Raw genomic sequence first — 13,711 nt, forward strand, 5'->3', positions numbered from 1 at the left:
CGTTTGTGCCGCGGCCTGCGGGGAACCCGTTGTGGGAGACCGTCCGGACCGATGGCAGGAGTCCTCATGGCAGCGTCCGCGAGTTCCCGGCGAGTCGCGATCGTCGGGGCCACCGGCAACATCGGGACCAGCGTTGTGGAGGCGCTGCGCGGCGACCCCCACGTGGAGGGGATCACCGCGCTGTCCCGGCGGCAACCACCCGAACAGGGCCCGGAGATCCAGTGGGAGCGCACCGACATCCGGGAGGACGACCTGGTCGGGCGGTTCGCCTCGGTGGACACCGTGGTCCACCTGGGCTGGTTGTTCCAGCCCACCCACGACCCGGTGACTACTTGGCGCACCAACGTGCTCGGCAGCATCCGGGTGTTCGAGGCCGCTGCCGCCGCCGGGGTGCGCCACCTCGTCTACGCCTCGTCCGTGGCCGCCTACTCCCCCGGGCCCGCCGGGCGCGCGGTCAGCGAGACCTGGCCGACGCACGGGTGGCCGGCCGCGGCCTACAGCCGGGAGAAGGCCTACCTGGAGCGGTTCCTCGACTCCTTCGAACGGCAGCACCCGGACATCCGGGTCGTCCGGATGCGCACCGCGTTCTGCTTCAAGCCCGAGTCCGCCGAACAGCAGCGACGCCTGTTCATCGGGCCGTTCCTGCCCAACAGCTTCGCCCGCCCGGAACTCCTCCCGGTGCTGCCGCTGCCGACCGGGCTGCGCTTCCAGGCGGTGCACAGCGACGACGTCGGCGAGGCGTACCGGCTCGCGGTCCTGTCCGACAGCCGGGGAGCGTTCAACGTCGCGGCGGATCCGGTGGTGGACTTCAGCGCGCTGGCGGATCTGCTGCACGTCCGTCCCGCAGCGGTTCCGGCGCCACTGGTGCGCGCGGTTCTGGCGGCGGCATGGAACCTGCACCTGGTTCCCGCGTCACCGGACCTGTTCGACGCGTTCCTGCGGCTGCCGATGATGGACACCGGCCGCGCACGCGAGGAGCTCGGCTGGAGCCCGCGACGCAGCTCCACCGAGGCGGTCGCCGACTTCCTGCGCGGTTTGCGTTCCGCCACCGGCGATTCCAGCCCTCCGCTCCGCTCTCCCCTCCCGGGCGGCAGGCTGGAGGAGCTCCGCACGGGCGTCGGCCAACGCCCTTGAGCGCTGAGCGCGAGTTCACCTCGTGGCCGAAATCGCCTCCCACGTCGTGGTCCTGCTCCGGGTCTCCCCGCCGAGCAGCTCTAGCCGGTCCCGCGCCAGTGCAGGGCTTCGAGAGCTGCCGCCACCGCGAGGGCGTTCTCGGCGAGCGGGCGCGGCAGCAGCTCGTCGGCCCTGGCGAGCCGGCGCAGGACCGTGTTGCGGTGGGTGTAGAGGCGTTCGGCGGTGCGGGTCGTGCTGCCCAGCTCGCGAACGTAGGTCAGCACCGCGGTGCGCGTCTCGGCGTCGGCGTGCCGCAGATCGCCCAGGGTGTCGGCCAGGAACTCGTCGGTCTGGGTGGGTTCGCTGGTCAGCAACGACACCAGCTGCACGTCCTGGTAGCGGGCCACCTGCTGCGGTGAGGTGAGCCGGGCGACCATGCGCTGCGTGGTGGCGGCGTCGAGGTGGCTGCGGCGGAACCCCTCCACGCCGGTGCCGGGACGACCCACCGCGACCCGCACGTCGGGGTGCTCGGCCAGGCGCGCGGCCAGTTCGGCCGCGGGGGGCGCGGTGGCCACCGGCAGCCAAACCCACATGGCCGCGGCGCTGGCGATGACGGTGAGCCGGTGGTCGGCGCCGGCCGCGCGGGTCACCGCCTCCGCGGCGGCCTCGACCTGCTCGGAGCCTCCCGCGCCGCTCCAGAGGATCGCGGCGGTGTGGGGTCCGGAGAGCCGGTGGCCGAGCCTGCTCTCGGCCCGAGCCTGCCCGATCGGCGCGCCTTCCAGCAGCAGCGTCACCACTGCGCGGCGCTCCGCGTGCGCACCTCGGGTGAGCTCGTCGCGTTCGTGCTGCATGCGCTCGCTGACGGCGGCGACGGTGTCGTCGATGAAGGTGCCGATCGACACGGCGGAGACGTCGAGCAGCTCGCGCAGCTCGCCGGGGTCGTCGGTGAGGCCGAAGACGATCTCGATCCAGCGCCGCCACGCGACGTTCTGCGCCATCCGGTAGGAGTCCAGCGCGGTCTCGTCCAAACCCCGTCGCACCAGGTCGCGGGATGCTTCGAGCAGCTCTGAGCTGGTGTTGGCCGGAACCCTGCGGCCCGGGTTCTGGACGTTGGCCGCCGCCCAGTGCAGCAGGTTCGCGAGGTTGGCGCGGCGGGTCGCGGCGGCCAGCGCCGGGTCCTCGGCGACCAGCCGGACCCGCGCACCGCCGAGGGCGGCGGCGTGCAGCTCCTCGACCCACTCGGCGTGCGGGTTCAGCGCGATCTCGGCACCCCGCCGGAACAGCTCCCGCACGCGCGGGGACACGCTCGGCCAGTCGGACGCAGCATTCCGCACCATCTCCGCATGATCCTGGTGCATGTCGCTGTGGCGCAAGTCAGGGGGCCCCGGGCATGCTCTTCCGGGGAGAGAGCAGTCCGTTCGCGCGGGGAGCAGCACGATGACCACCACCGAAGCACCGGTAGAGCACCTCGACGTCCTGATCGTGGGGGCCGGGATCTCCGGCATCGGCGCAGGCCGCTACCTCAAGACGTCGCACCCGGCGAAGTCCTTCGCGATCCTGGAAGCGCGCGGCGCTTCCGGCGGGACGTGGGACCTGTTCCGCTACCCCGGCATCCGCTCGGACTCCGACCTGCACACCTTCGGCTACGAGTTCAAGCCGTGGCGGGACGAGGAGTCGATCGCCTCGGCACCGCGCATCCTCGACTACCTGCGCGAGACCATCACCGAGAACGACCTCGAACCGCACATCCGCTTCCACCACAAGGTGGTGGGCGCCCAGTGGTCCTCGGCGCAGGCGCGCTGGCTGGTCGACGTGGAGAACCCCGAGACCGGCGCTCGCCACCAGCTCAGCGCGCGCTGGGTGTTCAGCGCGGGCGGCTACTACCGCTACGACGAGGGGTTCACCCCGCACTTCGAAGGCCGGGAGCGGTTCGCCGGCCCGATCGTCCACCCGCAGCACTGGCCGGAGGACCTGGACTACTCCGGCAAGAAGGTGCTGGTGATCGGCAGCGGCGCGACAGCGGTGACGCTCGTCCCGGCGATGGCGGACACGGCCTCGCACGTGACGATGCTGCAGCGCACGCCGACCTACATCATGCCGGTGCCCAAGAAGGACGCCGTCGCCAACATCGCGGGCCGGCTCTTCGGACCCGAACGCGGCTACGCGATCGCGCGGCGCAAGAACATCCTGCAGCAGCGGCTGATCTGGAGCTTCTGCCAGCGCTTCCCGAAGACCGCGCGCAAGCTGATCCGCTACGTCAACAGCAAGGCGCTGCCCGAGGGCTATCCGGTCGACACCCACTTCAACCCGCCCTACGACCCGTGGGACCAGCGCTTGTGCGCGGTGCCCGACGGCGACCTGTTCAAGGTGATCCGGCGGGGCCAGGCCTCGGTGGTCACCGACCGGATCGAGACGTTCACCGAGCGGGGCGTGAAGTTGGAATCCGGCGCGGAGCTGGAGGCGGACGTCATCATCACCGCCACCGGCCTGAACCTGCAGCCCTTCGGCGGTGTGCCGCTGGTGGTCGACGGCGAACCGGTGCACCTGCCGGACACGATCGCCTACAAGGGCATGATGCTCTCCGGCGTGCCGAACCTGGCGTTCGCGATCGGCTACACCAACTCGTCGTGGACGCTGAAGATCGGGTTGCTGTGCGAGCACTTCTGCCGCCTGCTGAGCCACATGGACAACTACGGGCTCGACATCTGCCGGCCGGTTCCCAGCGATCCGGCGATGCCCAAGCGACCGTTCCTGGACTTCAACGCCGGCTACGTCCAGCGGGCGGTCGACCAGCTGCCCAAGCAGGGCGACCGGATGCCGTGGCTGACCTCGCTGAGCTACCACTCCGACGTCAAGCTGCTGCGTGCGGACGACGTCACCGACCCCGAGCTGCGGTTCTCCCGCGCCGAGGCCCGCGTGGAGGTGACCCGATGAGCGAGGACCTCTTCGTCGACCTGCCCGCGGGCCCCCGGATCTGCTACCGCCTCGACGGCCCGGCCGACGGGACTCCGCTGGTGCTCATCGCGGGGCTGGGCCTGGACCTGACCTCGTGGCCGCAGCGGCTGGTCGACGGGTTCACCGAGCGCGGTTTCCGCGTGGTGCGCCTGGACAACCGCGACGCCGGCCGCTCGTCGCGGATCGGCACGCCACCGCCAGGCAGGCTGCGCCAGCTGTTCGTCCGGCCCCGGCCGGACGCCTACGACCTCGGTGACATGGCCGCCGACACCGTGGGCCTGCTCGACCACTTGGGCCTCAAGCTCGTGCAGCTGCTGGGGATGTCGATGGGCGGGATGATCGCCCAGACCGTCGCCGCCCGGCACCCCGACCGGGTCGACTCGCTGACCTCGATCTTCTCCACCACGGGTGCGCGCGAGGTCGGCCAGCCCGCGCGGTCGACGCTGGTGCGCATGGCCAAGGGCCCGACGCACACCGTCGAGGAGTCGGTGGAGCGCCACCTGTGGATGCTGCGGCACATCGGTTCGGCGTCGTTCCCACCGGACGACGACCTCGAACGCGCGTGGGCGGCCGGGCTGTGGGAACGCGGTGGCGGTGCCCGCGCCAAGGACGGTCGGCCGCGTCAGATCAGCGCGATCCACGCCAGCGGCGACCGCACGGCCGAGCTGCGCCGGATCGCCGCGCCGACGCTGGTGATCCACGGCGACACCGACCGCATGGTGCACGTCAGCGGTGGTCGCGCCACGGCGGCGGCCATCCCCGGCGCCCGCTACGTCGAGATCGAAGGCATGGGCCACCACATCGCACCCGGTCTGATCGACCGGTTGGTGGCGATGACCACCGAGCACATCAGCACCGCTGCAGAGGAGTCGTCCCGATGAGCGAGGTTCGCGGCAAGGTCGCCGTGGTCACCGGTGCCGGTTCGGGCATCGGGCGCGAGGTCGCGTTCGAGCTGGCCCGCCGGGGTGCGCGGCTGGCGGTGTCGGACGTCGACGAGACCGGCCTGGCGGCCACGGTCGACCGGCTCGAGGCGCTGGGCGCCGAGGTGCGCTCGGCTCGGTTGGACGTCAGCGACCGGGAGGCCGTCGAGTCCTACGCGGCGTCGGTGGCCGCGGACTTCGGCGTGGTGCACCAGGTCTACAACAACGCAGGGATCGCCGCGGGCGGCGCGGTGGCCGACAACGACTGGGAGACCTACGAGCGCGTGCTCGGGATCAACCTGTTCGGCGTGATCCACGGCAGCAAGGCCTTCCTGCCGCACCTCATCGCCTCCGGTGACGGTCACGTGGTCAACGTGTCCAGCCTCAACGGCATCATGGGCCAGCCGCGCAGCACCGCCTACTGCGCCAGCAAGTTCGGGGTGCGCGGATTCACCGAGAGCCTGCGCGCCGAGATGCTCATGGCCGGGCACCCGGTGCGGGTCACCGTGGTGCATCCCGGAGGGGTGCGCACCAACATCGCCTCGGCCGGTCTGGAGGACGCGCGCAAGCGCGGTGAGGTGACCCCCGAGGACGAGGCGCGCGTGCGCACCTACAACGAGAAGCTGCTGAAGATGCCTCCGCGGCAGGCCGCCGGCATCATCGTCGACGGGGTCGAGGCGGGCAAGCAGCGGGTCCTGGTCGGGAACGACGCGAAACTGGTGGACCTGCTGGTCAGACTGCTGCCGCGACGCTACCCGGCGCTGGCCGCGATGTTCGAACGCCGGCGGTTCTCCCGGGGTTGAGCGCGCGGCGGATCTCGCCGTGGTCGAGGTCCGCCCAGCCCAGCCGTTCGAGGGTCCTGCCGTTGCGGCGGAAGGACTTCCCGGACAGCGTGGACATCACGTTGATGATGGAGCCGACCATCGGCGTGGCCACTCCGGCCTTGTCGGCGAGGCCTTCCAGCGGCACGAGCGTCGAGGCGATGTCCTCGTGCAGGAACCGGTGGTCCAGCGATCCGGGCGCGAGGATGGTCTTGTAGGGCGCTGCGCTGCGCATCGCGTCCAGCAGGCTCGTGGTGGTGCAGCCGTAGTAGCGGTCGAGGACTTCCGGCATGGGCATCAAGGTTGCGCCGTAGGCGGCGGCGACCTCGCGGAACTCCTGCTCGACCTCGCGCAGCAGCGCGACGGTGCGGTCGGAGACCCCGTCGAGGTAGAACAGCAGCTCCTCGCCGCGGTCGATGGTACCGAGGTTGGCCAGCGCGATCGGTGCGTGGGCGACCGCGCCGAAATCGGTCAGTCCTCTGTGGACCAGATTGGTGGCGTTCTCCAACCAGGGGAACCACTCCCGGACGACCGGCGCCCCGCGTTCAACAGCACCGGGTGTGGCGCCGGAGAGGAGGTTCCACCGCTTCGTGCCGAGGACGCGCACGCCGTCGTCGCCGTCGGGGCGGGCGGCGAACAGGGCGTCGGTCTCCACCACGTCCACCTCCGGAGCTCCGGCGCTGCTCAGCGATGCGGCGAATTCCGCGCTGCCGCAGAGCTTCCCGGAGAACAGCACGATCACGTGGTCCTCGGTGAGATGCGCGGCCAGCGACGCGGCGATCTCCGGGTAGGCGGTGGTGATCGCGGCGATCACCAGCACCCGGCAGCGCCGTGCCAGCTCCGCCGGATCGGCGGTGACCTGCGCAACCGGGAACCTGCCCTCCAGCTCACCGGTCGCCCGGATCTCACCTCCGGCCCGGATGCCCGCCACCCGCTGCGGGTTCCGGGTGCACAGCCGCACCCGGCGACCCGTCGAGGACAGGTGGGCGACCACGGCCAGCCCTTCGCCACCGGCCCCGATCACACCGATCTCGTCCACCGCAGCACTGCTCCTCGCGATCGATTCCACGTCCCAGTGGTCGGAGAGATCACCGCCCCGGTTCCCACCGCACTTATGACTTGCCGCACAGCACGGCGTGCGCTGCAGGAACTCCCGGGTCGCGAGCGAACCCGTGGAGGCGTCAGCGCGGGGTGTTGCGGAAGGCTCCGCGGTGGGATGCCGCCGGGTGGCGGGCGTTGAGGCGGGGCCCGGAGTCGGTGAAGAGCTTCTCGCGGAAGGTTCCCGGTGCGTAGTCGGACTGCGCCAGGCCGCGTCGGCGGAGTTCGGGCAGCAATCCCTCGATCACCTCGTCGTAGCTGCCGGGGATGACGTGGTTGATGATGTTGATGCCATCGATTCCCGCGTCCTGCCAGCGTTCCAGCTCGTCGGCGATGCGCTCCGGAGTGCCGACGAGTCGCATCCGCTCGGCGCGGTAGCGCACCATGTCCTCGATGGTCGGCGCACCACCCGGCACCGAGTCGATGATCGATTGCAGGATTCCCCGGGCCCCTTCGACCTCGAGGTCCTTCAGCGGAGTGTCGACGGGCGCGTCTCCGAGATCGACGCCCATGCCGCCGAGCATGTGCGCGGCCAGGCCCTCGACGGACATGTGGGCGTCCGTGTCCTCCTTGCGCCGTCGCGCCTCGGCTTCGGTGCTGCCGACGACGAAGGACAGACCGGCGAAGAACAGCAGGTCCTCCCGGCGGCGCCCGTATCGGGCCGCAAGGGACCGCACGGTGTCGGTCACCTTGCTCGCGCTGTCCGGCGAACCGGCGAACATGAACACGGCTTCGGCGTTGCGCGCGGCGAAATCCATCCCGGCCGGCGAGTTCCCGGCCTGGAACAGCACCGGGGTGCGCTGCGGTGACGGTGCCACCAGGTGCGGCCCGTCGACGCGGTAGCGCTGACCGGAGTGGCGGATCTTGTGGATCCCGGCTGGGTCGGCGTGCAGTCCCGCGGCCTTGTCGCGCCGCAGCGCGCCGTCGTCCCAACTGCCCTCGAGGAGCTTGTAGACGACATCGACGTACTCGTCGGCCCAGCGGTAGCGCTCGTCGTGCGGAGTCAGACCCGGCAGCCCGAAGTTGCGGTGGGAGTTCTCCAGCGCCGAAGTGACGATGTTCCACCCGACGCGGCCGCGCGTGAGGTGGTCGAGCGTCGCCGTCCGGCGGGCGAAGTTGAACGGGTGCTCCTGGATGACCGAGCTCGTCCAAGCCAGGCCCAAGTGCTCGGTGGCAGCGGCGAGGGCGGAGATCATCACCGACGGGTCGTGCGAGGGGATCTGCAGCCCCTCGGTGGCGAAGATGTCCCAATCGCCCCGGTAGTTGCCGTAGAGGCCGACGACGTCGGCGAAGAACATCGCGTCGAACCGCGCGTCTTCGAGCCTGCGCGCCAGGTCGGTCCACAGCTCCAGCTCGTCGAACCGGTGCTGCTGCGCGTCCGGCCGCCGCCACTGCCCTTCCAGGATGTGCGAGGTGGTGGCCATGACGAACGCGCTCAGCCGGAGTCGCTTCCTGGTGCTCACGTGCTCATTCCCATCAGTGCGCGGGTTTCCAACCGAGCCGCGGGCCGAGCCCGGTGGCGATGTCGGTGAGGATCTGGACGTAGTCGTCGTGGTCGAAGGTGAACGGCAACGCGAACGCCACCTCGTCGACCTCGCGGAAACCGGCGTGGGCGTGGAGCTGCTCCGCGATCTGCTCGGAGGTGCCCAGCAGGTCGCGCGCGAACAGCAACCGCCCGGGTCCTTGCGGGGCGGTGGTGCGCGGTGTTCGGCGCGCCACGTAGTCCGCGTACTTGGCCCGCTGCTGGGGCGTGGCCGAGTCCGTGGGGATGACGACGAGGCCCTGGGAGACGCGCGCCCGCTCACCGTCCGGGTGGTGGGCGCGGAAGGTGCGGATCAGGGACCGCTGGATCTCGGCGAAGTCCTCGGACTCCTCCGACTTGACGACGCTGCTGGTCAGCAGGTTCATGCCGTGTTCCCCCGCCCATCGGGCCGAGCCGAGGCTGCCGCCGCCGTACCAGAGCCGCGAAGCGAGTCCGGGCGAGTGCGGCTGCACCCGGTCGGAGAACTCCTCGAAGCCCTCCGTCCCGCTCCACCCGGTCACCGGTTCCCCGCGCACGTGCGCGAGCAGCCGCGCCACGCGCTGGTGGCTGAAGTCCTCGTGCTCGGCGCTGTCCGGGTACAACGCCTCCTTGATCTCGTCGTACGCGCGCGGCGGGCCGACGCTGATGCCCGGGTTGAGCCGACCGCCGGAGAGCACGTCGACGGTGGCGAGGTCTTCGGCCAACCGCAGCGGGTTCTCCCATCCCAGCGGGGTGACCGCGGTTCCCAGCTGGATGTGCCGCGTGCGTTGCGATGCCGCGGCCAGCACGGCGACGGGCGAGGAGATCCCGAACTGCAGGTGCCGGTGCCGCACCCAGGCGCTGTCGAAACCGAGCCGCTCGCCCAGTTCGATGATCCGCAGCGTGGTCTCGTGGCCGGCGCCGGGATCGGCCTCATCGAACAGCCCGATGGTCAGGAATCCGAGGTGGCGCAGGGGCTGGGATTCGGTCGGCACGGCTCCTCCAGGTCAGTTCACGGTTCCCGGCGTCCACCGGTAGATCGGATCGGTGCCGTTGATCGCCCAGTCACCGATGCCGCGCGTCTTGTACAGCACGGGGTTGTGCACGGCGAGGGTGCGAGCGTTGCGCCAGTGCCGGTCGAGCGCGAGTTCGCGGCCCACGATAAACGCGCCTCCGACGTCGAACATCCTGGTGATGGCCGCGAGCACCTGCTCGACGATCACCACGTGCGCCTTCGAGACCGCGATCTCGGCCCGGTCCAGCTCCTCGTCGGTAACGTCTCCGGACCGCAGTGCCGACAGCGCCCGCTGCAGCGGGGTCACGGCGGCGTGCAAGGTGGCTTCCGCGGCGAAGTTCGTCGCGTGCAGCCCACCCACGAGCTGTTGCACCAGCGGATCGTCCTTGGGCAGCTCCGCGCTGGCGTGGCTGTAGGACCGGCGGCGCTCCCGCACGAAGCGCGTGGCGTCGGCGGCCGCGTTGCGGGAGATGCGCCGACCAGGCAGCTCAGCAGCACCAGCTGCGCCACCGCCGGGCGCAGCGTGCGTCCCGATTCCCCCGCTGCCACGTCCGCAGGGTCGACTGCGACATCGGTGAACTCGATGGTGCCGCTGCTGGTGGTCAGCTGCCCGAATCCGTCCCAGTCGTCGCGCTGCGTCACCCCGGGCGCGTCGGCGGGGACGAGCACGCGCACGGATTCGCCGTCATCACGCTCGGCGGAGACCTGGATCCAGTCCGCGTAGAGGCTGCCGGTCGTGTAGTACTTGGTGCCGTTGAGCAGCAGTCGGCCGTCGCTCTCGTTGATGCGCGTGCCGACCCGCCCGACGGCGGCCGACCCGGTCTCGCTGATCGCGTTGCCCACCAGCGCGCCGCCCTCCAGCAGCGCGAGCCAACGTTCCCGCTGCGGCGAATCCGGCTGGTGCAGCACTGTTTCGGTGAACATGATGTGTGCGCGCAGCAGCTGCGGGAAGTTCGGGTCGGCTTCACCGAGCTCCACCAGCAGGCGGAACAAGTCGTCCAACGCCAGCCCGGCACCGCCGCGTTCGACCGGCAGCCGCAAGGTGGTGATGCCGGCCTCGCGCAACCACCGCACCTCCTCGAAGGGCAGTCTGCGGCGACGGTCTCGGTCGGCGGCGGTGTCGGCGATGCGCGTGAGGAGCGGGCGAAGGCGGGTGGTGATCGCGTCGTCGGACTGCGTGGTGGAAGCGGTCACAGGATGCTCCTGAGCAGGTGCCCGGTTTTTCGCGAACCGGCGAGGTGAGAGTTCCCGCGAGAGCGGGGAGGAGACGAGCGCTCAGGCCGAACAGGAAGCCGACGTCACGCGACGCAGGTCGACGTGCAACCGCACGAACAGCTTCGGTTCATCCACGCGGTTGACGGTGCCAGCCGCTGATCGGAGGTGTCAACGACACTCACCTGATGGGAAACCGCTGGTGGCCGTGGAGGATTCTCACTCGCTGGACGACCTTGGCCGGTTCGACCTCGGCGGCTCATACTCTCGGCCATGGTCCAGCTGGTCGCCCGTCGACACATCGATCTCGCACGCGTGACCGCGGCCTCCTGTCGTCCCTGATCCGCACACTTCGGCGGATTTCGCTTCCGCAGCAACGGAACTCGACTTCAGGGACGGCACGACATGAACAGCGCTCTGCGCGATCCGGCCACCAAGGCCGGTATCGGTGGCTTCGTCGGCACCACCATCGAGTGGTACGACTTCTACCTCTACGGCACGGCGACGGCACTGGTCTTCGACCGGATGTTCTTCCCCGACATCAGCCCCACGGCCGGAACGCTGGCGGCGTTCGCGACGTTCGCCGCCGGTTTCGGTGCCCGGCCGATCGGAGCTCTGGTCGCCGGGCACCTCGGAGACCGGGTGGGCCGCAAGCCGATTCTGGTCGGCTCGCTGCTGCTGATGGGCATCGCCACGCTCGCGATCGGTCTGCTGCCCACCTACGTCCAGGTCGGCCTGGCCGCCCCGGCGCTGCTGGTGACCGTGCGGTTGCTGCAGGGCCTCGCGGCCGGCGCCGAGTGGGGCGGTGCTGCGCTGCTGGCGGTGGAACACGCCAAACCCGGCAAGCGCGGTTTCTACGGCAGCCTGGTGCAGGTCGGCTCCCCGGCCGGAATGCTCCTGGCATCGGGCGGTTTCGCGACGGTGCGCTGGCTGATCGGCAACGACTCCTTCGACGCCTGGGGCTGGCGGCTGCCGTTCCTGGCCAGCATCGCGCTCATCGCGGTCGGCCTGGTCATCCGGATGAAGCTCGACGACGGCCTGGTGTTCACCGAAGTTCGGGAGCGCGACGAGCTCGCCCGCTGGCCGCTCCTGGAGGTCGCCCGCACCCAGCAGAAGAACCTGTGGCTGACCGCGGGCATGCGGCTGTCGCAGAACGGCGGCTACACGATCTACACGACCTTCGGCCTGACCTACATCGCGCAGCACTTCGGCACGCACAACAACGTCGGCCTCACCGCGATCCTGGTCTCCTCCGCCCTCGGCCTGATCAGCACACCCGCGTGGGCGGTGCTCTCGGACCGGGTCGGGCGCAGACCGCTGTACCTGTTCGCCGCGATCGGCGGCGGGTTGTTCCTGCCCGCCTACTTCCTGGCGGTGGGGTCCGGGTCACCGGTGCTGGTGGTGCTGGCGGTCGTGGTCGGCATCAACGTGTTCCAAGACGCCATGTACGGGCCGCAGGCCGCGTGGTTCAGCGAGCTGTTCGGCACCCGCGTGCGCTACAGCGGCGCCTCCATCGGCTACCAGTTCGGTTCAGTGGTCAGCGGTGGTCTGGCTCCGCTGATCGCCGCGAGCCTGCTCATCGCCGGTGGCGGTCAGCCGTGGCTGATCGTGGCGTTCTACGCGGCGCTGTCGGCGATCACCGCCGTCTCGGCTTACCTGGCGGCGGAGACGCACCGGCTGCCGACGCTGTCCGGCCGTCCGGTCGCCGTCACCGCCTGATCTGGAGCCGACATGGGACAGCTCCATCTCGGCGTGAACATGTACAACGCCGGAATCCACGCGGCGGCGTGGCGGACCCACGACGACCCGTTCGCCTACCTCGACATCGACCACTACCGCGACATCGCCCGCATCGCCGAGCGCGGCACCCTGGACGCGGTGTTCCTCGCCGACATCCCCGGACTGCGGGAGGATCCCCGGGTCCGGCCGACGCTCGGGCTGGAGCCGACCGTGCTGCTGACCGGCATCGCCTCGGCGACCACCCACATCGGACTGGCGGCCACCGCTTCGACCACCTTCAACGACCCGTACAACCTGGCCCGCAGGTTCTCCTCGCTGGACCACATCAGCCGGGGCCGGGCGGCGTGGAACGCCGTCACCACCTACGACCCCGTGGTGGCCCCGAACTTCGGGCTTCCTGAGCTGCCCGACCACGACGACCGCTACGGCCGCGCGGAGGAGGTCGTCGACGTCGTCAACGCGCTGTGGGATTCCTGGGAGGATTCCGCGCTGGTCGGCGATCGACGTGGGGATCTCGCCGATGCCGACCGGATTCACACCATCGACCACCGGGGCCCGCACTTCTCGGTGCGCGGACCGCTGCCGCTGCCCCGATCGCCCCAGGGCCGGCCGGTGGTGGTGCAGGCGGGCGGTTCGGAACCGGGCAAGCGACTGGCCGCCCGCACCGCCGACGCGGTGTTCGCCGCCCAGACGACCTTCGCCGACGGCAAGACGTTCTACGACGAGATGAAGGGCCGGGCCCGCGAGTTCGGCCGGGACCCGTCGACGCTCAAGGTCCTGCCGGGGCTGTGCACCGTCATCGCCTCCACCGAGGCCGAGGCGCGGTCCCGCAAGGCGGAACTGGACGAGCTGGGCGGTCAGGAATGGGCCATCGCGAGACTCGCCGCCAATCTCGGCGTGTCCGCGGACGAACTCGACCTGGACGCGCCGGTGCCGGAACACCTGCTGGCCAACCTCGACGAGAAGCGCGGTTCGCGCGGGTTCGCGCGCGCGGTGGCCGGTTACGCCCGTCAAGGCGGTCTCACGGCCCGGGAGCTGGCTCTGCTGGGTGGCGGCGGCCACCGCTACGCCATCGGCACGCCCGAGCACATCGCCGACACCATCGAGCACTGGTTCCGCAACGGAGCGGCGGACGGCTTCAACCTCATGCCGGACGTCCTCCCCTCAGGTCTCGAAACCTTCGGGACCACGTCGTGCCCGAACTCCGGAGACGAGGGATCTTCCGCCACGACTACAGCGGGACGACCCTCCGCGAGCACTTCGGCCTCCCACGGCCCCAGTCGCTACGAACCCACTGCCGGAGCCGGCTGACCCACCGGGAGGATGGTCGCCCGGT

12 protein-coding genes and 1 pseudogene are annotated in these 13,711 nt (G+C 70.7%); 6 read left to right on the forward strand and 7 right to left on the reverse strand.

The features are described 5' to 3' along the window. Window positions 1–66: 66 nt before the first annotated feature. A complete protein-coding gene (locus AB0J78_RS22085) occupies window positions 67–1,134 on the forward strand; it encodes an NAD-dependent epimerase/dehydratase family protein (protein WP_363791888.1) in 1,068 nt (355 codons plus the stop codon). Window positions 1,135–1,214: 80 nt separating this feature from the next. Here the strand turns inward: AB0J78_RS22085 and AB0J78_RS22090 are convergent, their stop codons facing one another. Next, window positions 1,215–2,450, reverse strand: a complete 1,236-nt coding sequence (locus tag AB0J78_RS22090) for a PucR family transcriptional regulator (protein WP_363791890.1) — start codon at window positions 2,448–2,450, stop codon at window positions 1,215–1,217. A gap of 100 nt (window positions 2,451–2,550) precedes the next feature. Between AB0J78_RS22090 and AB0J78_RS22095 the strand changes: the two genes are divergently transcribed. The 3 genes from AB0J78_RS22095 to AB0J78_RS22105 are packed head-to-tail and all read left to right on the forward strand — an operon-like array spanning window position 2,551 to window position 5,791. Next, entirely contained in the window at window positions 2,551–4,047 is a 1,497-nt protein-coding gene (locus AB0J78_RS22095) for an NAD(P)/FAD-dependent oxidoreductase (RefSeq protein ID WP_363791892.1), read from the forward strand. Then, window positions 4,044–4,949, forward strand: coding sequence for an alpha/beta fold hydrolase (locus AB0J78_RS22100; protein ID WP_363791895.1), 906 nt, complete (start codon window positions 4,044–4,046; stop codon window positions 4,947–4,949). Before AB0J78_RS22095 ends, AB0J78_RS22100 begins: the two co-directional genes overlap by 4 nt. Continuing rightward, the gene (locus tag AB0J78_RS22105; protein ID WP_363791898.1) at window positions 4,946–5,791 is read left to right on the forward strand and encodes an SDR family NAD(P)-dependent oxidoreductase; all 846 of its coding nucleotides are present in this window, start codon (window positions 4,946–4,948) and stop codon (window positions 5,789–5,791) included. Before AB0J78_RS22100 ends, AB0J78_RS22105 begins: the two co-directional genes overlap by 4 nt. Here the strand turns inward: AB0J78_RS22105 and AB0J78_RS22110 are convergent. The 6 genes and pseudogenes from AB0J78_RS22110 to AB0J78_RS22135 all read right to left on the reverse strand — a co-directional run bounded on the left by AB0J78_RS22110 (window position 5,721) and on the right by AB0J78_RS22135 (window position 10,773). Continuing rightward, entirely contained in the window at window positions 5,721–6,848 is a 1,128-nt protein-coding gene (locus AB0J78_RS22110) for an NAD/NADP octopine/nopaline dehydrogenase family protein (protein ID WP_363791900.1), read from the reverse strand. The two genes, AB0J78_RS22105 and AB0J78_RS22110, sit on opposite strands and share 71 nt — an antisense overlap. 142 nt (window positions 6,849–6,990) lie before the next feature. Then, window positions 6,991–8,370 (reverse strand): LLM class flavin-dependent oxidoreductase, encoded by a 1,380-nt coding sequence (locus AB0J78_RS22115; RefSeq protein WP_363791902.1) that lies wholly within the window; start codon window positions 8,368–8,370, stop codon window positions 6,991–6,993. Window positions 8,371–8,383: 13 nt separating this feature from the next. Next, window positions 8,384–9,403, reverse strand: coding sequence for an LLM class flavin-dependent oxidoreductase (locus AB0J78_RS22120; RefSeq protein ID WP_363791904.1), 1,020 nt, complete (start codon window positions 9,401–9,403; stop codon window positions 8,384–8,386). Between the two features lie 12 nt (window positions 9,404–9,415). Then, entirely contained in the window at window positions 9,416–9,859 is a 444-nt protein-coding gene (locus AB0J78_RS22125) for a hypothetical protein (RefSeq protein ID WP_363791906.1), read from the reverse strand. A gap of 143 nt (window positions 9,860–10,002) precedes the next feature. After that, window positions 10,003–10,617: pseudogene (locus AB0J78_RS22130) on the reverse strand (acyl-CoA dehydrogenase family protein); the annotation flags it as partial. Between the two features lie 81 nt (window positions 10,618–10,698). Beyond that, on the reverse strand, window positions 10,699–10,773 hold the full coding sequence (locus AB0J78_RS22135; protein ID WP_363792279.1) for a putative leader peptide: 75 nt from the start codon (window positions 10,771–10,773) through the stop codon (window positions 10,699–10,701). A 267-nt stretch (window positions 10,774–11,040) separates the two neighbouring features. On the opposite strand from AB0J78_RS22135, the gene AB0J78_RS22140 reads away from it, so the two are divergent. Further along, entirely contained in the window at window positions 11,041–12,354 is a 1,314-nt protein-coding gene (locus AB0J78_RS22140; protein ID WP_363791907.1) for an MFS transporter, read from the forward strand. A gap of 12 nt (window positions 12,355–12,366) precedes the next feature. Then, window positions 12,367–13,686 (forward strand): LLM class flavin-dependent oxidoreductase, encoded by a 1,320-nt coding sequence (locus AB0J78_RS22145; protein WP_363791911.1) that lies wholly within the window; start codon window positions 12,367–12,369, stop codon window positions 13,684–13,686. Window positions 13,687–13,711 lie beyond the last annotated feature (25 nt).

The sequence above is a fragment of the Saccharopolyspora sp. NPDC049426 genome (assembly GCF_040676935.1).
Lineage (GTDB): Bacteria > Actinomycetota > Actinomycetes > Mycobacteriales > Pseudonocardiaceae > Saccharopolyspora.